The organism is Microbulbifer mixtoriginis (SeqCode) (assembly GCF_052468275.1).
In genome coordinates, this window is the sequence record NZ_CP174341.1 from 4,145,714 (window position 1) to 4,168,608 (window position 22,895).

Here is a 22,895-nt window from a genome sequence, read left to right on the forward strand (position 1 = left end):
TCTAGCGGTAGAGGGTATCCGTGCCATAAGCCAGCTCAAGGGATTGCCGCTCAATTTTACGCAGCCCCTTAACCACCAGGCCATAGGAGCGATCCGCCATCCGCTCAATTTCATAATCCGGCACTGTGCCATCGAGCAATACAGTATTCCAGTGCTTCTTGTTCATATGGTAACCCGGCAACACGCCAGGGAAGATATCCCGCAGGGCCTGAGCCTCATCGGGATCACACTTTAAATTGGTCGCATCTACCTCGCGGTAGCGGCTGAGAGTCGCGAACATACGCCCCTTAATCTTGTACACAGCAACATCGGGACCAAAGGGGAAGTCCTCAATCGCCTCTGGTCGCGCAAGTAAATAACTTCGCAGTTCCGCCTTGTGCATTGTTAGCGCCTACCAGTCTAGCGAAGAGGGTAAGCGTGGCGACGACAACAGCTTGGCGAAACGCTGCCAGCGCTCTCGTGCACTGTTTGTATCTCGCTCCACATAATCAGCTACCAGTTTTTTGCCCCAGTTGTAATTAATGACATAGGCACCGTAGGCATCGACAAAATCCTTGCGCTGCTTTGCCTTGGCCGGGCTCATCAGAGTGTATTTCTCAAACAGTACCGCAACTTGCTCTGGGGCAATTTCACCATCGATATACTGCCGAGCAATTTCATTGCCGGCAAAACTGAGCTTATCCACCAGTCCCATCACCCGCTCATACTTTTGTGCACTTTGTGGATCCAACCCGGCGAGGGGATAAAGTACCTCCATCTCGAAGCGGTTTTTTTCCTCCCCAGGAAAGGCCAGGTCGATACCGTAATTGGCACTGCCCTCGGCAATCAGAGATTGGGGACTGAACAGCGGATACACGCTGTATTCCACCCAGCCACGGTCTTCCACCAACGTCTGTTCCAACAACGCGTTATAGGTATGATGGCCCGGGTAGCCTTCATGGCAGCCAAGGTCGATCGCGCGATCAATGGTAATCGGCAAGCCACTGTTCACCTGTATCAGGCTATGCGCCCCTCCCTGATACCAGTTGTAACCGCTCCAGGGTTTGTCACTGACATATTCAAGGGCAAAATTTTCATCCTGTGGCAGCGGAATATACTGCTTGGTGCGCTTGCGACACTCCTCAATGGCTGCATCAAAAACCTCTTGGAGCTTGTCCACTGGGATTTCATACTGCTGCCGAAACGCCTGCACTCGCGCACTTAGGGGCTCATTGCCGGGCAACAGCTCATCCAACTCCTGCAAGAGTGGATCGAAACTAGTGAAATTTTGCCTGGGGGGCTCGGTGTCATAAAGCTCGCGCGCTTCTTTGGCAAAGTTGCGCTCGCTTTCGCCAGCAAGGCTGCGGGCGTGAGCCACCAGCGCAGCCAGTTGAGTTCGCAGGTAGTGTAGACGCAGGCCGTCAAGGGAACCATCCACCACGCCGTCCCCGGGTAGCTGAGCGATGAGGGCGTTACCGCGTTTGGCAATATCCGCCGGGCTGGCCTGGCTCTGCTCCGCCTGCTCTCGCCACTGCGCCGGGCCATAATAGGCATCGACATAACTCTTGTCGTGATTACCCAATTCCAACACCAGGGCAACATAGTCCCTGGCCACTGTATCCATGGACATATCCCCTTTCCCTTCTATTGCAGTTTTTTGCCCTTTAACCTCTACTGCTTCTCGTAACGTATCCTCTGATCGCGCTTTACCCTCGCAGGCGGCAAGAAATAGAGGTGCAGCCAGAATTGGCAACAGACACACCGCCTTTAGTACTTGTTTCATTATTATTTCTCTTGAAATTTATTTCACATCTGGAAGTTTACTCAGCCGGGAAAACCCCAAAACGGCCTGCTATGGCAGGACCAGGCCGAGATGCCCCTCAACGTTGACGACCGGGATTTTCCTGAGCGGAGCTATCTTGCTTCTCTAAGCCTTCTTGCTGAGCTTCACTGCCCCCCGCAGGCTCAGGTTCCCGACCACCGGTCTGTACATCAAACTCTTCGGTAACCGGCGCAGTGCGCAGTACCAGGAAACCAGCGATACCGGCAATTACAGAAGCCAGCAAGATACCTGCCTTGGCCTGATTCAACAGGTTGTTCTGGTAACTGAACGCCAATTCGGCAATAAAGATCGACATAGTAAAGCCGATACCGCCGAGTAATGCCACGCCAATGATATGCTGAAAATTAGCCAACTTAGGTAAGCTGCCCAAGCCTAATTTCCAACCGATCCAAGTAGCCCCCACAATCCCAATCAGCTTTCCGAATACCAGCCCAGCGATTACCCCCAGGGTTACCGGGTTGAAAACTGCACTTGAGCTAGTAAAGCTATCGAAGGGAATACCTGCATTAGCGAGCGCAAAGATGGGAATCACCAAAAAGCCAACCGGAGTGTGCAGGCGGGTTTCCATACGCTGCAGAGGAGACTGCGCCAGGTTAACGCCACTGCCAAGGGCCATAACCCGTGCGCGTAAGGCATCGTTGGCAATGATTTTATCGCCGGGCCGGAAACAGCGATCAAAGCTGCGGATAATATCTTTAACGAAGGTACTAAACGCCACTGGATCGTACTTGGGCTTCGCCGGCAGCGCCATTGCAGTTATGACCCCCGCAATGGTAGCGTGAACTCCGGCCAGATAAAATTCATACCACAGCAGAATTCCCACAAATACATAGGGGGGGGAGTTACGCACGCCAGCCGCCTTCAGCAACCACATAATCACAACCAGGCAACCCGCAGCGATCAGCGCGGTCATATTTACCTGCTCTGTATACCAGATAGCGATCACCAGAATGGCGCCCAAGTCATCAACAATAGCCAGGGCCACTAAGAAAGTCACAACCGCGCGAGGCACACGATTACCCAATAGGGCAATACAGCCCACGGCAAAAGCAATGTCCGTGGCCATGGGGATTCCCCAACCACGCTCCGCCTCACCGCCAGCATTAAATGCTGCATAAATCAATGCCGGCACCACCATGCCACCGATTGCCGCCATCACAGGTAGTACCGCATGGCGTAAATCGGACAGCTCCCCTACCATAAACTCCCGCTTGAGCTCCAAGCCCACTAAAAAAAAGAAGATCGTCATTAGACCTTCATTAATCCAGTGGTGTAGCGATAAAGAAAACTCCCAATTTCCCACAGTGAAACTGATGGGCATATGCAAAAGGGTTATGTAGACATCTTCCAGGGGGGAATTTGCGATAATGAGCGCCGCCAGCGCAGAAAGCATCAGTAAAATACCACTACTGCTCTGCCGGTGGATAAACTCTTCAAAAGGTGTCACCAGGCGCCCAAAAGCCTGTTCTAAAGGCGCCTCAAAAACCTTTCCTTTGCGGATCTTGAACTTATTCAGAACGCTTTTTGCCATCGACAACCCCCTCTTTAGTAAAGAGTAGCCCGACTAGAAACGGAGCCGCACTTCTACCTATGGGAGCCAGAGGTTAGCATGGCCACACTATTCTTAACCATTTGACAGGACCCAGTAGCAAAACATGACCCGCTTGGACCAACTGCTAGTACAGAGAAGACTCGCCAATTCCCGCACCCACGCCAAAAAACTGGTCGAAGCCGGCAGGGTCACGCTGTCCGAAGGCGGCCCCATGGAGCTGGCGCGCAAAGCTGGGCAATCCGTCAGTGAAAACTGCGCCTTAGAAGTCACTGCACTACCCGAAGATCAATATGTTTCCCGCGCCGGCCTAAAACTTGCCGCGATACTCGATCACACAGGATTAAACCCTATGGGCTGGCACGCCCTGGATGTAGGCTGCTCTACTGGAGGCTTTAGTGACTGCCTGTTGCAGAGAGGCGCCACTTCCGTAGTAGGGGTAGATGTAGGGCGAGATCAGCTAGCACAAAAACTAATAGGTGATCCACGTATGCACCTCTTCGAAGGAATTAATGCCCGATATTTAGAGGCATCACAACTTTCTCCTTTCGCAGATACTGGCTTTGATGCCATCGTGATGGATGTATCCTTTATTTCCCAAACGTTAATACTGCCGCAGCTGCCTTCTTTACTCAAACCCGAAGGCCAGCTGTTGACCCTGGTAAAGCCACAATTCGAGGTGGGACCTGAGGGCATTGGTAAAGGGGGAGTGGTGCGTAACGAAAAACTTTACCCGCAGGTACGTGAGCGTATTACGGCATTATGTGATGAACTCGGCCTTGAAGTGAAGGAGTATATTGATAGCCCGATTAAAGGGGGCGACGGCAACCGGGAGTTTTTGCTCTGGGCAAGCCCAGCAATTTAAGATTAATTAAATCGAGAGAACAGGTTAATAAGGAATTAGATGAAAGACCCTTTACAGGGTCTTTCAAATTAACATGCTTTAAAAATAATTATTGCTGACCACTAAACTGGTCAGTGAGAAGACTTAGAGGAATTACACCGTTTTGCAAAACTTTCCCATGAAATTCTTTTATATCAAAGCCTGCCTTTTCCTGCTCTACCTGTCGAAGCCTCAAAATATGTGTAAAACCAATATAATATGAACTTGCCTGACCTGGAGAGTAAATAAAGCGATTAATGTCTCTAGAAACTTCTGCATCTGTCAGCCCAGAAACCTCAGAATAATACTCCCTAGCTTCTTCCAAAGTCCAGCCTTTTGCATTTATTCCAGTATCAACTACTAAGCGGGCAGCTCTATGCAGCTCCGCCTTTAATCGACCTAGATTTCCATATTGATTACTATCATACCAACCCTGCTCAAAAGCTAACCGTTCTGCATACAATCCCCAGCCTTCAGAAAACCCTGAGATTTTGGTAATACTCCTAAAGAGAGGGAGATTAAGTTTACCAGTAAATGAATACTGAGCATGGTGACCGGGTACCCCCTCATGATAAACAAATCCAGGTAAATCCAGCATTGTAGTGTCTACAGAATTATTTACATAAAGCAAAGCACTTTCGTTATCTTTAGCAGGGGCATAAGCATAACTAATACCATTCACTAGCTCTAACTTAGAGTAATCAAATTCAGGGAATAGATTAACACTTTTCTCACTTGCCTCATCTAAAAGCTCTTTGAAAACAGCAAGCACATTTTCCTTTGCTACTTGTGGCGCATCCTTGCGGACCATGGCGTACAGTGTAGCCAAATCATTTGACATATCATAACCAAGCGATTCAAATTCCGAATAGACTTCTGTATGCAGATCCCTGAGCGCATCAATACCTATTTGATGTAATTCAAGTGCATTAAGCGGCATACTGACTTCTCGGCTTAACAAGCTATTGTAATATTCCTTACCTCCCGGATATTGGGCAAGACCTGGATTTTCAGGTGCATCTTCCAACTGAGTTAAGAGTAAGTTTGACACCTCTGTTCGCATTGGAGTAACTTCCTCCTCCAATATGTACTTACATCGTAGCAACCACTCTTTACGCTGCTCCGCTGAAACTTCTATCTTATTTACAGCAGCCTCCAACATTAAATAGATAGGGTCTCGCTCAGGATTTTCTACCCAATAATCAAGCCAATCAAGCACCGATAAAATAGTCTCTTTGTCATCAATTATTCCAAGCCTACCCCTAACCAACAACCAAAACTCCACAGAGGAATAATAGGATGACAAATATTCTACTTGACTTAAGTAGTGCTCAACATCTCCCGCATTTTCAAGCATAAAAAAATAAAATATATCCTGAACCTGAACTGCAGTGGAGGCATTAATAACAAAATGAGGCTTACTTTCAACAGCTAAGTAACTCTTCAAAAACCAACTATAAAAATCGTAATCAACATTCTGCACATTGCTTAATAGCCGCCTATCAAATGCTTTCAATTTAACCAACGCCTTAGTATATAGCTCAAGAGTTTTCGCCTTATAAGGTAAAGAAATTGGAGTGATGCCAGGCGAGGACAAGCCCACCTCCTCATGCACTCGATAAATTAAAGCCAAAATCGGATCCCGTCTAAGGAGCTCAACATTTGACTCCTCTATAAATGAGTCAAAATTCGGATCGTATGCCTGAAGTGGAAAACTAATAACAAAACATAGCGCAACCAAAATATATTTAAAGGCTCTCATAGAGTTTCCTTGTAAACTGTATCTTTAAGAAAAAATAATAATGCCAAGAAAAATATCAAAGTGGAATAATATTCACTCAAAACGCCCGGCGTTCATACCTTATAATTACAAACAACCTAACAAAAACAATCACTCAACACTCGCGATTTATACCAAAAACAAATCATGCCAAGAATACTGCAAAAACTGACAAGGAAATTACAGGCACAAATTATAACTTGATTCACTTGAGACAAAGTCAATCAGAAGCGATGCCTATGCCTTGGGAAACAGGCATGAGCATATGAACAAACCCAATATTAATTAGGAAATCGTACCATCGCCGCCTCCAAGAGTTATTGCAATCACTACAGCTGTGAATTTGAAATGGAACAGGGCTAAAGCATCAGCTTTTGGCCAAATCCTGAGGCTAGATATCCTAATATTTTCGCAAGAATTTGAACCCCGATTACTGCCACCACACCCTGCAGCACAAACCAACTTTTGACAACTAGAATCACCTAAAGAAAACTCTGTTAAAACCAGCACTAAATAACTTGGCGACCTGATTGCAGAATAAGCAGGAACATCTCAAGACTTCAAATTTAGGATGGACACTGAAATAAAATTAGCGAACTCCCAATTTAGATATTTTGCTTCCAGAAGCTGTTTCATAATTTCTTTAACGTATTTAGCATGCAGGAAATGTAGAAGAAAGCTCTATAAGAAGGTAAATAGCGATCCCACCTGACGATCAAGCGACGGCTATTACCCAGCCTCGCAAAAGTTCGCTAAACTTTCCGACGCCGAATATACAATCTAGGCTTTCTGCCTAATTGTTTCGAAGGCTTTTTCCTATTCCTGCGGTGAGGGAAAATTATTTCAACTTTACAGCGGGTCAAGCTGTAGAGTAACGGGTCAGAATCTGCAGCTTTGTCGTACACAAGGCTTCGATTTTTTATTTTTATAGATAACACCAAGTAGCGGATGTAATAAATTTACTTCTACTGGTGAGGCCGAAGTAATGGCGCCTCCCAACGGAAGACTTTCGCCAATGACCACCACAATCAATTTTGCACCCCTGTCCCGCTTGGTTTTTCCGAATTCTGCTCCCCTTTTTATGCTGAAGCAAAGCCGCCACCTGAAAAGACTTCTTCCCAGTTAATCAGGGATCTTTGATCAAGTTGTCCGAGAAATTTTTGTCAAAGCTCCAACCAAGCGCCTTACTCTCCCCAAAACTGAAGCTTTCTTCAGCAACTACTCGTTGATGGATAAGATAGAGGGAGATTTTTCCATGGCGCTCCTAAGCGCGAAATCCACAAGATACTTTCAAAACGTACACGCTTATCAATGGGTATGGGACCACTTTTCTCACGTTTTAGCTAGGGTAGGCAAGGCTCAATCAATTTCCACTGAGCGTCGGCTAATTCTGACTTAATCCCAACTAAACTTACTGTATCTTATCATTCCATGAGGTAGCAAGAATAACTAATTTCAAGTTATGAAACAGCTTCTACCAATTAGAGCTAAGTAATATCCTCATGCCCACCTCTAAAAACCCCCTTTAACAAAAACTATTTATTACTATCACAATCTATAAATAAATACGTAATAAATACCCCCTATCCTGCGCACATAAAACAACGACGCAGATAATCCCAATGAAAAGATTAATTTTGCTGTGTACGCTCTCCACTTCATTACAAGCGGCTCCACTGACTAACTACAGGATAATAGACGGTGACACAGTTCACGGATATGTTTCTGGTGAATATGTTGAGATACGTCTTCAGTGCATTGATGCACCAGAAACCTATCCCAGCACGCAAATATATGGCCCAGAAGCCACTCAAACCCTGAATCATTTATTGTCATTTGGCACTGTGGATTTCCAATCGACAGGAAGGGATCAATACGGCAGAGAAACTGGCTATCTATTTGCAAATGGATACAACATCAATCAAGAAATGGTTGCAAGAGGAGCCGCTTGGAATTACGCCTACTATTGCGAAGATAAATTCAAGATTGAGCAAGACTTTGCATACTACTCAAATCTAGGGTTATGGGGCGAAATGGAAGCAAAAGACCCCTACTGCTTTCGCAAGAATCTAGATCACGATTTTTGCTATTACAATCCGGAAAACAACTTCTTTTTAGATGATTAAAAGCTAAATTTTCTGAACATGAATTTTTACCCACTAAGCAAACAGTTCCCATAAAGCTCAAAATAAAAAATCATTAGAGCTACCAAACTGGTCTATAACTTACACCATACAGGAGTATATGCGACTGTTTGCGGATATTTTAAGAGGAGATTCCTTGGGTTTTACCTTTGGGAGGTTGGGTAAGATTCTATTGCCTGTCCACCCTTTTTATAGAGGACTCCTCCTTTCATAACCAATGAGACATTGGATAGAAGGTTAATATGCCTCAGCACATCCCCTCTTACTGCGATGATATCGGCAAATTTTCCTTTAGATACAGTCCCTGATTGGTCCGAAACCCCCATCATTACTGCGGGCCAGTAGGTAGCTGCTCGAATTGCATCCATAGCGGAAAAATTCATCTCTTCAACCAAAACGGCCAATTCGTTCCAAGTGCTTTGGCAATGAAATTTAGTTGGGATACCACTATCTGTCCCCACAAGAAACACCACACCAGCATCTTTAAGCTGGGAGATTTTCTTTTTCAAAGTTGGTTTACGTAAGGGAGTTAACTGCATGTACTGCAATTGCCCAGGGTTTCTCAATGACTGTTTAATATCGTCAATAGTGTCTGGTTTTAGTCCTTTGTGCCAGCATGTATCATCCAGCCTTTCCGGGTTATCCACAGTGTTACTATAGTTCCAGAGACCTTCTACGGTTGGAGTCCAGAAAAGCGGCCCCCCAGCAACGCGGCCCTTAGCAGTGCGCTCTTTTAATAACTGGATGATATCTTCAGGGTACTCAGGTGCTGTTGTCAGCCCTGTATGTTCAAAGTTATCGACACCTATGGCCAGCCCTCTGCGGATCTCATCTGGGCGGTGCGAATGAGCTACAACTTTTAAACCATGCTTATGGGCCTCATCCACGACCGTTTGAGCAACTTCTATAGTCATCTTGTCATGGTCAATCAGCTTAATTATATCGACACCAGCTGTTGCCAGTAAGTTTACTTTCTTTTTTGCTTCAGGGGCACTAGAGACTGACCAACGAAAAGCTTCAGTACCAGGATAAACTTCATGTTGGATAAATGGACCGGAAACAAATAGTCTTGGCCCAGCAATTTCACCAGAAATGATTTTGCGCTTTATCTCTATAGATGCTTCTAGCGGAGCACCCAAATCACGAACACTAGTAACCCCGGCTAGCAGCAATTGTATTGCACTAGCAGGCATTATTTCATTGGTCAGGCGATGTAGGTAGTGTTTATCCCAATGCACATAGTCCGCGTGTCCACTGAGCATTAGGTGAGCATGATTTTCCCAAAGTCCAGGTAAGACATCCATCCCCTCAGTAGAAATAATTTGATACCCGTCGGGGACGGGAAGCGTTTCAACCGTTCCAACTTCCTCAATTTTGTCGCCCCGAATTAAAATAACACTGTTTGCGATTGGCCGATTACCAAAACCATCGATCAGCCGCCCCCCCACAAGCGCACTTCTCGTCTCCGCCTGAATTGACAAGCTGAACAGCAACATAATACCAAGAGATGATGCCTTAATTATTTTTTTCATCATTAAAATTTCCTTCTATTAGCTGGTGATAAATTCAAATCAACAAAACAGGATAAAAAGCCCCCCACTCAACTAAAAGCGCTTAACATGCATTATCTAAATAGACATACCCAATAGCGCTTCATAGCTTTTCAACCAACATCGAATCGCATAGCTAGTTTTGACCTATATACACCCTACTAACTTAACGAGTAACACTGCAAAGACCATAAATCAGACAATACATTCATCTCTCTCATAGTCTAAACAGTTATCTTATCTCTGAGTGTAAACATATTGCAGCATCGCTCACCATCAAGCCCATATTTCATAACGCATGATCAAATCCCGACATAATAGAGACAGCATTAGTTTTTCACGACAAACTATCATTATATATCGTACTGCACAACAAAACATACAGACCAAAATACAATCAAGAATACATAAAGAGAAAATAAAGGATAAAAATATTCCGGTCAAAGAACTGGGACTGTAACATTAATTTTTTATGGATTTACAACTCAGTGGCCATCCTACCCACACGCAGTCTTTCATCTCCATTAATAAACTATTAGAAAGAATAAAAATTAGACAAATCAAAAAATAAGCATCTAGAGAACTTACCGCAGCATCTATTGAAATTCTTGCAATCTATTTTACACAATTAACAAATAAACAAATAAACAAATAAACAAATAAACAAATTAGAATAAAACTCCTAAGAAGGAAATGATGACTACACCTAAAGACGACGTAATATCAACCTTCCAACCCTACAACAAATTGCTCAAAACCATAAGGTCTCACGTACCTACATAAATTCCTAACACATTGCTCAGAAACTTTTATCTTTCGGCAGAGATAGATAAGACCGACCTCACGAAACCCAAGAGAACCCCTTAAAAATTTGGAATCTACAAGCTTATCATGTATTAAATATTGGCTCTTTTGAAGCTAAGATAGACAGACATTCTTAGAAAATACAAATAAACTGCATGCTTTTTACCACCCTAAATATACGAGTTAAGAAGTGATCAAAACAGCTACAAATAAAGTGCCGTTGATTATAACGTTGCTCCTATTTTCCTGGCCATCGATACTCTATGCATGCTCCCGAGTTACCTGGAATACTGAGCAAGGTGTTTTTGCCGCCAGATCAATGGATTGGGGACATTCTTTTGAGGATATTCTTTATATAAATCCTCGAGGTATGAAGATGGTTGGTGAGGATGGCCATAACCCCGCCAAATGGACTTCAAAATATGGAAGTGTTGTACAAAGTATTATTCCTTATGCCCGCCAATATGGCTTCTCAAATAATGACGGTGCTACCGACGGAATTAACGAGAAAGGTCTAACGGCACATATTCTATATCTTGGAGCAACCCGCTACGCCAAACCAAATAATACGCCAGGAGTATCCTATATGCGCTGGCTGCGTTTTATTCTCGATAACTATGCTACAGTCGCAGATGCTGTCATTGGGATGAAAAATATACGCATATCGCCAGTGAAAGTTGGTGGCGAAGTTCTTGGTGCACATATGGCAATAGAGGACCCAAGTGGTGATTCAGCTATCTTCGAAATAATCGATGGTAAATTAGTTGTACATCACGGTAAGAAATTTTCGGTCATGACAAATGACCCACCATATGGCTGGCAGCTTCAAAACCTGCCTTTTTACCAAGGCTTTGGTGGGATTAAATCTGTACCTGGAGGGATTGATGGCGCTGACCGTTTTGTTAGGTTATCTTACTATCAACACAATCTACCAAAACCTGCCAATGCTATTCAGGCAGTCTCTTACCTCCTAAGTGCTATCCGTACTGTGGCCGTTCCTTTTGGCGCACCTTATAGCCGCCCCAATCAGGAAGAAGGAGCTGAAGAACCAGCTACTTATCCCACTTGGTGGCTTTCGGTGATTGATTTAAAACGCCGAATTTACTATTTCAACTGGGTCAAAAATCCAAATATTGTTTGGGTAGATTTACATGGAATCGATTTTTCAAAGGGCACAGGAAAGCGGGTTGCCGACCCAAAGAACCCCAAATTGGTTGGAGATATCACGGATGTATTTAAGCCACTAAAAAAATGAACAGAAAGAAACACAAAGTGTACAGGTTACTCTAAAAACATCGCTGAATATAAAACACTCTGCCCGATACCCAATATGGCCTTAATTACAGCCAAGAATTTACATACTTTGAAATAAATCTACTTCAACATGTACATCCCTTCACTTTCAGGGCTGCTTAACCTAAAGCCAAACTTCTCGTACAGCTCCGGTACATCCGCCATAAGGGTAATATAAGCAGAAGGAAGCGCCTCACGATCCAAATAAGACATAATGTGTTCCATCACAACCCTTCCCAACCCTTGACCTTGATAAGTTGGGGCGACAGCGACATCCACAATCTCAAAATTTAAGGCTCCATCACCAACCACCCGCCCCATGGCAATGGTGGTTGAACGAGTTTGAATGTGAATGCCATAGAGACTATTTGGCAACCCCTTCTCTGCGGCCTCCCGACTTCTTGGGGATAGCCCACTAATCTGCCTGAGGCAAAGAAAATCCTCAACTGAAGCCACAGTTTCAATAACTTTAAACATACTGCCGTCTACATGAGTATTTATGAAACCTACTCACTTCAATGAGTAGTTATACCTCCCGAATCTCAGTAACCACTTCCGTTTTTACGGAGTTAGCAATAAAGCACTGCTTGTGGGAAAGATGGTGGATTTTTTCCAATTGCTCGCGACTAGGTTTCTTTTCACCAGAAAAGCGGATCAAAGGTCTCAGAGTGACCTTAGTCATGGCCAACTTACCCCCCTCTATTGTATCCATCACGCCTATCGCTTCATCGCGATACTCATCAATGACGAAACCCCTTTTTGCGGCAATTGCAAGGAAAAACAACATATGACAACTAGATAGCGACGCCACGAAAGCTTCTTCTGGGTCGACATTTTCCGGGTGTGAGTAGGGGATTGGGACAATATGGGGAGATGAAGAGGCTGGAACTGACAAACCGCCATCAAACTGCCAAGTATGAGCGCGGCTGTATTGATTGTCGGTAAAAATCTGGTCATCACGTTGCCAGACCACTGTAGAAGTATACTCAGACAAAATCTCTCTCCTTCTATCCAGGGCACACACTTTCAACTATTGATATACAGGGCTACCGAACGACTCCGGAACCAGGAGGTATTTAGCGGAGTGAATAGAGCCGAAGGGTTCCTTCTAGGGCAACCTCAGTTTAGAAATGACGCGGGATGGCAGAAAATTGGGCGCTAGATGCGCCCTTGGGAGATGCTTAGTCTGCATCTACTTGCTGGTCGGTGCGCGCAGCCATAATAAAATCATTCTTATGCAACCCCTTGGCCTCATGGCTCCACCAGGTCACGGTTACCTTACCCCACTCGGTAAGCAGTGCCGGGTGGTGGCCCACTTCTTCTGCGATGGCACCTACACGGTTAGTAAACGCCAAGGCCTGCTTGAAATTCCGGAACTTGAACACGCGCTCCAGCTGCATAATGCCGTCGCGGGTCATTGGCGTCCAATCAGGAATTTGGCGCAGCAATCCTGGCAGCTCGTCATCGCTGACGAGAGGGGCATCGGCGCGGCAGGCTTCACACTGTTGTTGGGCTAGCTCAGTCATGAATAAATCCTCAAAACCTTGTTTATTATCGGTTATTTCACGTGGGGCTCACTCTAACCGGGGCTCTTCCACGACACAAGCGCAGACGTTAAAAACGCATTATCTACGGTTTTCACTCGCCAATATGGGACAGTGTGCTAAATGCTTGGATATCAATTCACGGTGTAAACAACCATTGTCAGGCTGATCAAGGGTCTCCGGCCGATATGATAATTTTTAAGCAGATACACAAGCGTTTATAAACCCCTTTTGGCAAGGATCGCCATGAAAGCCCCTCTTAAACTGTTGATTTTGACGTCGCTCACTCTTGTTTGTGCCTGTGGCCCCCAAGGTACCGATAGGAAACGCATAGTGCCCCCTCAAGTTGAAACGATGATTGAAATGCGTGCCGAGATGGAACTGGCCTTTCAGCAGCTGAGCCAACAATTCGTTAACGGTCTGTGGAAACTGTTTCCGTCCTGGGCAGTCCGCGAAGGCTATTATGAGGCTGCCATACATTTACAAGTGCCTGACAAGGCCTTCCGCGCCTATCTACTGGACTTCGCTCAAACTTATGAACGCAAGTTCGCCGCTCTGGATAGTGAATTACTCAGTATTTCTTCCCTCACCGATATGGCGCTTATTATGAATTTCCTACAGCGCCTGCAGTGGGAATATACCACCTTCAAATCCTACCAGTGGGACCCCTCCATATATAACGTATCCCATCCTTTTGCCCTGATTTTAAATACCGAGTACGCCCCCCTCAAAAACCGACTGCGCACCTTCAATACGCGTATGCGCTTGGTTCCCGATTACTACCAAGCCGCAAAACAGGCTATCCGTAGGCCCGCCGCGCCACAATTAATGTTGGCTATTCAACAGAACGAAGGTGCCCTGGAAGTTTTTGGGACTAGGGTAGAAAACCTGGTAGAAAGCAGCCAGATGTTTGATGATGAAAAAGAAGTATTCAGGCAACGTCTGCACGCCTCCCGTGAAGCGATAAAAGACTATGTAAACTTTTTAAAAAATTTACAAACCAGCCTGGAAAAATCTGCAAGGTTTCGTGATTTCCGTATTGGAGAAAAGCTATATGAAGAAAAATTCCGCTTTGATATTCAGATTGATACCAGTGCCAGTGCCCTCTACCTGCGTGCTTTGGAAGAAAAAAAACAGGTCCACAGTAAAATGGCGGCGCTCACCGAGCAACTTTGGCCGAAACATTTTCCCGATACCCAGTCACCATCAAATCAAATGGAAAAGGTCCGGCGCCTACTCGAAAAACTATCCCTTAATCATGCCAGTAAAGATACATTCAAAGAGGTTATAGAAAAGCAAATACCACAGCTGGCAAACTTTGTCATACAGCACAATCTACTCGACCTGGACAAAGAAAAGCCACTAATAGTACGCACTACCCCCCCCTATCTTCGTGGCTTTGCTGTTGCCTCTATCAATGCGCCTGGTCCCTACGATAAGAATGCCAATACCTATTACAATGTGTTGCCCATAGAGAATTACAGTGATGAGCAAGCGAATAGCCTGCTGCGGGAATATAACCATTACACTTTGCAAATACTGAACATTCACGAAGCCATCCCCGGTCACTATACCCAGTTGGTTTATGCCAACCAGTCTCCGAGTATTATTAAAACCATCTTCGGTAACAGCGCCATGATTGAAGGCTGGGCGGTCTATGCCGAACGTATGATGCTGGAGGCTGGATACGGTGATTTTTCGCCGGAACTCTGGCTGATGTACTACAAGTGGAATTTACGCGTGATTACCAACACCATTTTGGATTACGGTGTACAAGTCAAGGGCATGACAGAAGCCGAAGCAATGAATTTAATGGTTGATGGGGCTTTTCAACAACGGGCTGAGGCGGAGGGAAAGTGGCGTAGAGCAACTCTCAGCCAGGTTCAACTCACCAGCTATTTTGCCGGATTTACAGATATCCTTGCCTTGCGCGAAGAAGTAAAGAATAAGCTCGGAGATAAATTCAACTTAAAGGAATTCCATGAAAGCTTTCTAAGCTTTGGCAGTGCGCCAGTGCCGATTATTCGAGAACTAATGTTGACCCAACTGGAGAAGACGGGTTCTATTTGAACCAAGCACTCTGTAGAGCTCTAACTCTCACTCTTCTGACAAGATCCAATAGATTTCCAGTGAAAAGTGCCCAGCAAAAGATCAAACAGAGGGATAGTCAAATTAAAATTACATTCATTCATCCACTTACGTTGATGATGTATGCGATGCAATTGAGCCAACTCACGCAAAACGGGAACTCGATGAAACCAATGATCTTGAGGCTGGTGGTATCCCAAGTGCAACAATTCATAACCCAAATGATTTACCACCATAGTCACAATCAAGAGGTAACCAGCATTCATCGAAAAAAGTATGGAGAAAAAGTATCCTAAAATTGGCGCAATCACTAAAGCAAGAGTCGCAGTTAAATAAGTGGGGAAAAGTACTATTCTCCAGTCTCTGGTAGAGTCAATAGAAAATAGGGGTGGAGAGAAAAAACTGTGATGATCCCCGGTATGTCTGCGATAAAACAGCCCTGCAATCCGAATCTTTTTATGACCAGCCCAACGGTGACTAGCGTATTCAGAAAAATTATATATAACAGTCCCTGCGGGGATCACTAACAACTCCCAAGTTTTTAACAAATCCAATTGAAATATGCAGTAGATACAAACTCCGGCACCAATAGCTAGAATACCCATCAGATGAAGCCATCCATGGTAACGGCCTTTCACTCGCGCCCTGTATCCAGCCCTGAAAGGGGCCGCATCGTGATTGATCGACATATTTGCTCCTTTTTATTAGCGTTGGAATTCCGTAAAACTATATAAACAATCAAAACCCGGCAGTTTGATTACATCCATCTAATAGCGATGTACAGAGTGCCCCTCATCATTTGCACTAGAAAATTTAAGAATTTGATTGACCAGAAATATAATCAGGCGGATGATTGAATTCTAATAAATAATAATTAACAGCATTATTTGTGAGATTGATAATGTCGAATCATCTCAGATCAATGGATTTGAATTTACTGCCTGTATTTGATGCCCTGATGGTCGAACGCAACCTGACTAGGGCTGCAGTAAAGCTACACATGAGCCAACCTGCAGTAAGTGCTGCCTTAAAGCGTTTGAGATCCACCTATAACGATGCACTTTTTATCCGCACCGCAAAAGGCCTACGCCCTACCGAGCGTGCGCTGGCACTACACCCTTCCATTCACACGGCTCTTGGGGCAGTGAGATCAAGCTTCCGGCAGCTCGACTTTGAACATCGCGAGGCAGAACGGGATTTTTCGATTGTTCTACCAGATGTGGTGGAAACCCTTATGATTCCAGGACTCAGCGCCTGGCTACGAGAGTATGCACCAGGGATAAAGCTTACAATATTACCTGACGAATCAGAGATGACTTCCAGAATGGTAAGTAATGGTGAAGTCGACTTAATTATCGATTATTTACCATTAGAATCTCCCAATTACAGCAGTCTGATTATTGCCGAAGAAGAATTGGTGGTGATCGCAGGGGAGCATAATGAAGAGGTGGGAAAATCAATCTCTGAGGCAGATTTTCAATCAATACCACAAATATCATTGCTGAGAGGAAGCCCCGTAGGCTCACCGATGGAGAGGCTGGCCAGACCGAATAAATTACAGCGCAATATTTGCCTGCGTGTCCCTCACCTATCCTCCTTTCCTCATATAGTCGCCACCACCGATTTAATTGCCGTTGTACCCGCAAGGATGATGAAGTCCTCTCATTACCGAGCACTACCTGTTCGTACAATTGAGCTGCCTATGGATTTCCCCAAGGTCAGCCTGCAGCTGATTTGGCATAAGTCACAAACTAACAACCCCGCCCATCGCTGGTTAAGAGAAACCATTTTGCAGCTTTACCCAGAGCTGGGGATGTAGAAGCTTTTGGAGTGGGCTGTACCAGAATGAATCTAATTGAGGCATCAGGTTAGGCTTTTACTATGCCTGTTTTACCGTGACTAGCTGAGAAGACAACCTAGTCCCGCCAAACTTAATCCCTAAAAGCTTGAAGACAAAAAAGCCGGGAACCTCGCGGACCCGGCTTGTTTAGATTGGGGCAGCCCTTAGGCGAGACCCTCCTCGATTTTCGCCTTCCAGATCAATGGTCCCGTGGTATGCACAGACTCACCTTGGCTATCGACTGCTACGGTTACTGGCATGTCCTCCACCTCAAACTCGTAGATGGCTTCCATACCCAGCTCCGGAAAGGCAATTACCTTGGAGGCTTTAATCGCCTGAGCCACCAAGTACGCAGCGCCACCCACAGCCATTAGGTACACCGCTTTATTGTCACGAATCGCTTCAATTGCCATTGGGCCACGCTCTGCCTTACCGATCATCCCTTGCAGGCCGGTCTCTTCAAGCATGGTGCGCGTAAATTTATCCATACGGGTGGCGGTAGTTGGGCCTGCGGGGCCAACTACTTCATCGCGCACAGGATCTACCGGCCCTACGTAATAGATAAAGCGGCCAGTCAGGTCCACTGGCAGCTCCTCCCCTTTCGCTAGGATATCCACCATTTTCTTGTGAGCGGCGTCGCGACCAGTAAGCATCTTGCCATTCAGCAGCAAGGTTTCACCGGGCTGCCAGCTCTGTACATCCTCTGCAGTAACGGTATCCAGGTTGACACGGCGAGTATTGCTGCCAGCTTCTCGAGTAATTTCCGGCCAGTCTTCCAGCTTCGGCGGAGTCTGGCGCGCGGGGCCAGAGCCATCAAGAGTGAAGTGGGTATGACGAGTAGCGGCGCAGTTGGGAATAATTGCTACGGCCTTATTTGCTGCGTGAGTGGGATAATCCTTCACTTTCACGTCCAAGACAGTGGTCAAGCCACCCAGGCCCTGGGCACCAATGCCCAGCTTGTTGACGGAATCGTATAGTTCCAGGCGCAACTCTTCGGCACGGTTGGAGGCACCGCGCTCCTGCAACTCCTGGATATCGATAGGATCGAGCAGGGATTCTTTGGCCAGCAACATAGCTTTCTCAGCAGTACCGCCAATGCCAATACCCAGCATGCCCGGCGGACACCAGCCCGCCCCCATCTGAGGCACCATCTTCAGAACCCAATCCACTACAGAATCAGAGGGGTTGAGCATGGCAAATTTGGTTTTGGCTTCACTGCCACCACCTTTGGCTGCCACATACACTTCCACAGTTTCACCAGGAACGATTTCATAGTGAATCACTGCCGGAGTGTTATCACCGGTATTCTTACGGGCGCCATCTGGGTCGGCAAGAATAGAGGCGCGCAACACGTTGCTGGCATTTTGATAAGCGCGGCGCACACCTTCGTTGACCATGTCGGTAACGCTCATGTCCGCTTCCCAACGCACATTCATACCCACTTTCAACTTCACGGTGACAATGCCGGTATCCTGGCAGATAGGGCGGTGGCCCTCGGCACACATCCGTGAATTGATCAGGATCTGGGCCATGGCGTCTTTGGCCGCCGGGTTGACCTCTTTCTCATAAGCCTTGTTCAGGGCCTGAATGAAGTCCTGTGGGTGGTAGTAAGAGATAAATTGCAGCGCATCAGCAACGCTGTCGATCAGATCATCCTGGCGGATAGTGGTCATGCCCAACTCCGATTAACGTCTCAAGGCCGGCGATTCTACACGAAATGTAGGGTTATTGGCCTGTTATTAAAATGGCGATAAATTTTCCACAGGCAATAAAAAAGGCGAACCCAAGGTTCGCCTTTTCTAGCCCCTGAAAAACTACATTGAGGAGGCTGTAGGCTCACTGGACTGCAGAGAGCGAATCGCATCGCGCAGTTGTACCAGATCTTTGTTCACCGAGCGACGGTAGGCATCAATAGACTCCACTGCCTCTTCATTGGCTCCGACACGCATAGTCAGATCACTGCGCACAGAGGCCAGCTGACGCTCCAGGCGTGAAATTTTGTCGGTCATCTCACGCTTGCTCTCAATACTGCCTTTACGCAATTCCGCCAGGGCAGATTCAACCGCAGCAATCTTTTTCACACTGGCATCGAGGCTACCGAGCTTGCTGTTGAGTGAAGCAACCTGTTTCTTGTTGGCTTCGTTTGCGGCCTTATTGGCTGCAATACTCTTGCGGTTGGTATCGTAAGCCACCCCCCAAAGCTTGCGGATCTCGGAGGAGTTCTCCTTGGCCTTGGCGCTCAGCACCTCAACAGAAGCTGTAGACTCCTCATCGGAGAGACTAAAGCGCTTCTCCAGCTCAGCAATCCGGTTCTCGGCATCGGCTATGCGATTCTCCGCGTTGACCAGCTGGGTACGGCTTTCCTGCCACTGCTGGTAGAGGAAACCAGAAGCAGCAAGTCCCCCCATGGCTAAGACCAAGGCACAGAGGCCTAGGAAGGAGAAGCCACCGCGGCGCTCCTCAACGATCACTTGTGGTTCCTGGGACTGCTCGCTGCGCTCAGGAGAGCTGGGCTCCAGTGCGGGTTCGATGGCGGCGCTGCCGTCCAGTGTGGGCTCTCTACGTTGCATGTATCAATACACCCGGTAACTAATCTGGTGGGTTCGGTACTGGTCAGTTCGGGATTGTCCCGCCCGGCACCGCTAAATTCATTACTTAGAGACAATCAAGCCGGGACAGATTCGTCGAATTATGCGGCAGTTATACCAAAAATTGACGAAAAAGTAATCGGCCACAAGTAAGAATAGACGACAGCAAAACATTGGTGTCATCAAACACCACCCCTTGAGTTCGAGGAAAACGTCCCAAAATCCCCTATTCTACTGCGCCGGCTTAATTCTGGCATACGGCGCGTGTAGAATGCTCTCACCAATAACCCTAAACAAAGGAAGGAAGACACCATGGCTTTCGAATTGCCCGAACTCCCCTACGCGATGAATGCCCTGGCCCCCCATATCTCTGAAGAGACTCTGGAGTACCACTACGGTAAACACCACAAGACTTACGTTGACAAGCTGAATGGTCTGCTGGAAGGCACTGCTGACGCCGATAAATCCCTGGAAGAAGTGATCAAGTCCTCTTCCGGTGGCGTATTTAACAATGCCGCACAAGTATGGAACCACACTTTCTACTGGAACTGCCTGAGCCCCAACGGCGGCGGCGAAGCCACTGACGCTGTTGCAGAAGCTATCACCACAGCATTCGGCAGCTTTGACAAGTTCAAGGAAGAGTTCACCACCAGCGCGGTAAACAACTTTGGCTCTGGCTGGACCTGGCTGGTGAAAAAAGCCGATGGTTCAGTAGCTATCGTCAACACTTCCAACGCAGCCACTCCGCTGACTGATGAAGGCGTTACCCCACTGCTGACCTGCGACGTATGGGAACACGCTTACTACATCGATTACCGCAACCTGCGTCCTAAGTACATGGAAGCTTTCTGGGCGCTGGTGAACTGGGAATTTGTAAACCAGAATTTCGCCTAATCGCGGAATTACCTAAAAAGCGGGCACTGCCCGCTTTTTTTATGGGAGGAAATCACTCCCGACATGGCTCCAGAATACTGCCCCTAGTCAAAGACCCATCTAGTGCGCACAATACCCTCTGGAGTGCGCTGTTCTCGCCACGTTAAGCGCGGCCAGAATTGGCTCAAAAACCTAAAGAATGCCACCCAAGTGGCACAATATAGCAATGATTATCCGAACACTGGGAATATGCTTATGAAGTTGAAACCAACCCTGATCGCAGCTGCCATTAGCGCGCTGGTTATCAGTGGCTGTGACCGCGGCGCCCCCGAAGCTGCACAGCAGAATGCTGCCTCCGTCACCGCGGAAAGCAAGTCCATTCAAGACAGCACTGCCAAGGTGAGCCAAGAGGCCATCAAGCAGGTAAACCAGATGTTCGAGGACTTCTTCCAGGAGCATCTGTCTCGCAGTCCGGAGTTCAAAACCTTCCTGGGCAAAAAAGAAGATTACGATAAGTGGGATAATCTCTCCCCAGAATTCGCCAAAGAAACACTGGAAATTAACAAGCGCCAGCTCGCCGAGCTGAATAAGGTTGACCCCAATACTTTGGATGAAGCCACTCGCCTGAGCCTGCGTCTTGCCAAGCGCAATCTTGAGCAAGACATTGAAGGCTACAAGTGGCGTAACCACTACTACCCGGTTAACCAGATGTATGCCACCCATACCAGTGCGGCATCCCTGCTGATCAGCCAGCATCGTATCGATGCAGTGAGTGATGCCGAGGCTTACATCGCCCGACTGAACGGCATGCCCCAATACTTTGCCCAACTGGAAGAGAACCTGAAAGCCAACGCCAAGGCCGGTACTATTGTGCCGAAGTTTGTCTTCCCCTATGTGATCAGCGACTCACAAAACCTGATCAGCGGCGCACCTTTTGAAGGTGAGAAAGACAGTCCGCTTTTTGCTGACTTCAAAGGTAAAGTCGAAAAGCTGGAAATCAGCGCCGAACAGAAAAAAGCGCTGATCGATAAAGCCAGCACCGCCCTGCAAGAGAGCGCTGGCCCAGCGTACAAAAAACTGATCAGCTACTTACAGGAACTGGAAAAGAAAGCCACTACCGATGACGGCGCCTGGAAGCTGGCCAACGGTGATGACTTCTACAAGTTCCGCCTCGGTGTATACACCACCACCGATATGACAGCCGATGAGATCCACCAGACTGGCCTCAAGGAAGTTGCGCGGATTCACGATGAAATGCGCGAGATTATGCGCAAAGTGAAGTTTGAGGGTAACCTGCAAGAATTCTTCGAGTTCATGCGTACCGACAAGCAGTTCTACTACCCCACTTCTGAGGAAGGTAAAGCGGAATACCTGGAGAAGGCTACCGCCATTATCGACACTATGAAGGGCCGCCTGGACGAGCTGTTTATCACTAAGCCCAAAGCCGACCTGGATGTACGAGCTGTGGAACCTTTCCGCGAAAAATCCGCAGGTAAAGCTTTCTATCAGCGCCCGGCGCCCGATGGCTCGCGCCCAGGTATTTACTACGCCAACCTGTATAACATGGAAGATATGCCCACTTACCAAATGGAAGCACTGGCTTACCACGAGGGCATCCCCGGTCACCATATGCAGCTCTCTATCGCACAAGAGCTTCAGGATATCCCCAAATTCCGTAAGTACGGCGGTTACACCGCCTACACCGAAGGCTGGGGCCTCTATTCAGAGTTAGTACCGAAAGAGCTGGGCTTCTATGAAGACCCCTACTCAGACTTTGGCCGCCTGGCAATGGAGCTGTGGCGTGCAGGTCGCCTGGTAGTAGACACTGGCCTTCATGCCAAAAAGTGGACTCGTGAACAGGCTATCGATTATCTGGTTGAAAATACACCAAACCCGAAAGGCGATGTGGTTAAAGCCATCGAGCGTTACATTGTGTTGCCTGGTCAGGCGACGGCTTACAAAATCGGTATGCTGAAAATTATTGAGCTGCGAGAGAAAGCCAAAGCCGAGCTGGGTGATCAATTTGATGTGCGCGGCTTCCACGACACCATTTTGGCTAACGGTGCGGTACCACTAAATGTTCTCGAAGAACTGGTAGACGGCTGGGTTGCAAGCGTTAAAGCTAAGAGCTAACTTC

At 46.9% G+C, this 22,895-nt stretch carries 18 protein-coding genes; 7 read left to right on the forward strand and 11 right to left on the reverse strand.

The genetic code is table 11. The annotated features are described in order from the left end of the window. Position 1: 1 nt before the first annotated feature. The 3 genes from ACJJIC_RS18180 to nhaA form a co-directional block, all read right to left on the reverse strand. A complete protein-coding gene (locus tag ACJJIC_RS18180; protein WP_444885694.1) occupies positions 2–382 on the reverse strand; it encodes an MmcQ/YjbR family DNA-binding protein in 381 nt (126 codons plus the stop codon). Positions 383–391: 9 nt separating this feature from the next. After that, the gene (locus ACJJIC_RS18185) at positions 392–1,762 is read right to left on the reverse strand and encodes a hypothetical protein (RefSeq protein ID WP_445357583.1); all 1,371 of its coding nucleotides are present in this window, start codon (positions 1,760–1,762) and stop codon (positions 392–394) included. Positions 1,763–1,859: 97 nt separating this feature from the next. Then, positions 1,860–3,353 carry a Na+/H+ antiporter NhaA gene (gene nhaA, locus ACJJIC_RS18190; protein ID WP_444885696.1) on the reverse strand — a complete coding sequence of 498 codons (1,494 nt, stop codon included), beginning with the start codon at positions 3,351–3,353 and terminating at the stop codon, positions 1,860–1,862. 124 nt (positions 3,354–3,477) lie between these two features. On the opposite strand from nhaA, the gene ACJJIC_RS18195 reads away from it, so the two are divergent. Beyond that, on the forward strand, positions 3,478–4,236 hold the full coding sequence (locus ACJJIC_RS18195; RefSeq protein ID WP_445357584.1) for a TlyA family RNA methyltransferase: 759 nt from the start codon (positions 3,478–3,480) through the stop codon (positions 4,234–4,236). Between the two features lie 88 nt (positions 4,237–4,324). Here the strand turns inward: ACJJIC_RS18195 and ACJJIC_RS18200 are convergent, their stop codons facing one another. Continuing rightward, complete coding sequence (locus ACJJIC_RS18200; protein ID WP_444909012.1) at positions 4,325–6,016, reverse strand: DUF885 domain-containing protein; 1,692 nt, start codon at positions 6,014–6,016, stop codon at positions 4,325–4,327. 1,640 nt (positions 6,017–7,656) lie between these two features. Between ACJJIC_RS18200 and ACJJIC_RS18205 the strand changes: the two genes are divergently transcribed. Then, the gene (locus ACJJIC_RS18205) at positions 7,657–8,160 is read left to right on the forward strand and encodes a thermonuclease family protein (protein WP_444909011.1); all 504 of its coding nucleotides are present in this window, start codon (positions 7,657–7,659) and stop codon (positions 8,158–8,160) included. 161 nt (positions 8,161–8,321) lie between these two features. Here the strand turns inward: ACJJIC_RS18205 and ACJJIC_RS18210 are convergent, their stop codons facing one another. Then, positions 8,322–9,713, reverse strand: coding sequence for an amidohydrolase family protein (locus ACJJIC_RS18210; protein WP_445357585.1), 1,392 nt, complete (start codon positions 9,711–9,713; stop codon positions 8,322–8,324). 1,009 nt (positions 9,714–10,722) lie between these two features. On the opposite strand from ACJJIC_RS18210, the gene ACJJIC_RS18215 reads away from it, so the two are divergent. After that, complete coding sequence (locus tag ACJJIC_RS18215) at positions 10,723–11,787, forward strand: bile salt hydrolase (RefSeq protein ID WP_444909009.1); 1,065 nt, start codon at positions 10,723–10,725, stop codon at positions 11,785–11,787. A 119-nt stretch (positions 11,788–11,906) separates the two neighbouring features. On the opposite strand, the gene ACJJIC_RS18220 is transcribed toward ACJJIC_RS18215, so the two are convergent. The 3 genes from ACJJIC_RS18220 to ACJJIC_RS18230 all read right to left on the reverse strand — a co-directional run bounded on the left by ACJJIC_RS18220 (position 11,907) and on the right by ACJJIC_RS18230 (position 13,351). Then, positions 11,907–12,302 carry a GNAT family N-acetyltransferase gene (locus ACJJIC_RS18220; RefSeq protein ID WP_444909008.1) on the reverse strand — a complete coding sequence of 132 codons (396 nt, stop codon included), beginning with the start codon at positions 12,300–12,302 and terminating at the stop codon, positions 11,907–11,909. Positions 12,303–12,351: 49 nt separating this feature from the next. Continuing rightward, positions 12,352–12,819 (reverse strand): OsmC family protein, encoded by a 468-nt coding sequence (locus tag ACJJIC_RS18225; protein ID WP_444888354.1) that lies wholly within the window; start codon positions 12,817–12,819, stop codon positions 12,352–12,354. Positions 12,820–13,006: 187 nt separating this feature from the next. Beyond that, the gene (locus tag ACJJIC_RS18230; RefSeq protein WP_252085039.1) at positions 13,007–13,351 is read right to left on the reverse strand and encodes a 4a-hydroxytetrahydrobiopterin dehydratase; all 345 of its coding nucleotides are present in this window, start codon (positions 13,349–13,351) and stop codon (positions 13,007–13,009) included. A gap of 351 nt (positions 13,352–13,702) precedes the next feature. Here ACJJIC_RS18230 and ACJJIC_RS18235 point away from each other — a divergent pair, with 351 nt between their 5' ends. Next, the gene (locus ACJJIC_RS18235; RefSeq protein ID WP_444909007.1) at positions 13,703–15,439 is read left to right on the forward strand and encodes a DUF885 domain-containing protein; all 1,737 of its coding nucleotides are present in this window, start codon (positions 13,703–13,705) and stop codon (positions 15,437–15,439) included. Between the two features lie 20 nt (positions 15,440–15,459). On the opposite strand, the gene ACJJIC_RS18240 is transcribed toward ACJJIC_RS18235, so the two are convergent. Next, the gene (locus ACJJIC_RS18240) at positions 15,460–16,146 is read right to left on the reverse strand and encodes a sterol desaturase family protein (protein WP_444909006.1); all 687 of its coding nucleotides are present in this window, start codon (positions 16,144–16,146) and stop codon (positions 15,460–15,462) included. Positions 16,147–16,358: 212 nt separating this feature from the next. Here ACJJIC_RS18240 and ACJJIC_RS18245 point away from each other — a divergent pair, with 212 nt between their 5' ends. Then, positions 16,359–17,276, forward strand: a complete 918-nt coding sequence (locus ACJJIC_RS18245) for a LysR substrate-binding domain-containing protein (RefSeq protein WP_444909005.1) — start codon at positions 16,359–16,361, stop codon at positions 17,274–17,276. 185 nt (positions 17,277–17,461) lie between these two features. On the opposite strand, the gene ACJJIC_RS18250 is transcribed toward ACJJIC_RS18245, so the two are convergent. Continuing rightward, positions 17,462–18,970, reverse strand: a complete 1,509-nt coding sequence (locus ACJJIC_RS18250) for a fumarate hydratase (protein ID WP_445357586.1) — start codon at positions 18,968–18,970, stop codon at positions 17,462–17,464. Between the two features lie 141 nt (positions 18,971–19,111). Then, positions 19,112–19,867 (reverse strand): hypothetical protein, encoded by a 756-nt coding sequence (locus ACJJIC_RS18255; RefSeq protein ID WP_444909003.1) that lies wholly within the window; start codon positions 19,865–19,867, stop codon positions 19,112–19,114. Positions 19,868–20,197: 330 nt separating this feature from the next. Between ACJJIC_RS18255 and ACJJIC_RS18260 the strand changes: the two genes are divergently transcribed. Together ACJJIC_RS18260 and ACJJIC_RS18265 are read left to right on the forward strand one after the other, a co-directional pair. Next, positions 20,198–20,779 carry a superoxide dismutase gene (locus ACJJIC_RS18260; protein WP_445357587.1) on the forward strand — a complete coding sequence of 194 codons (582 nt, stop codon included), beginning with the start codon at positions 20,198–20,200 and terminating at the stop codon, positions 20,777–20,779. A gap of 234 nt (positions 20,780–21,013) precedes the next feature. Beyond that, positions 21,014–22,891, forward strand: a complete 1,878-nt coding sequence (locus ACJJIC_RS18265; RefSeq protein ID WP_444885708.1) for a DUF885 domain-containing protein — start codon at positions 21,014–21,016, stop codon at positions 22,889–22,891. Positions 22,892–22,895 lie beyond the last annotated feature (4 nt).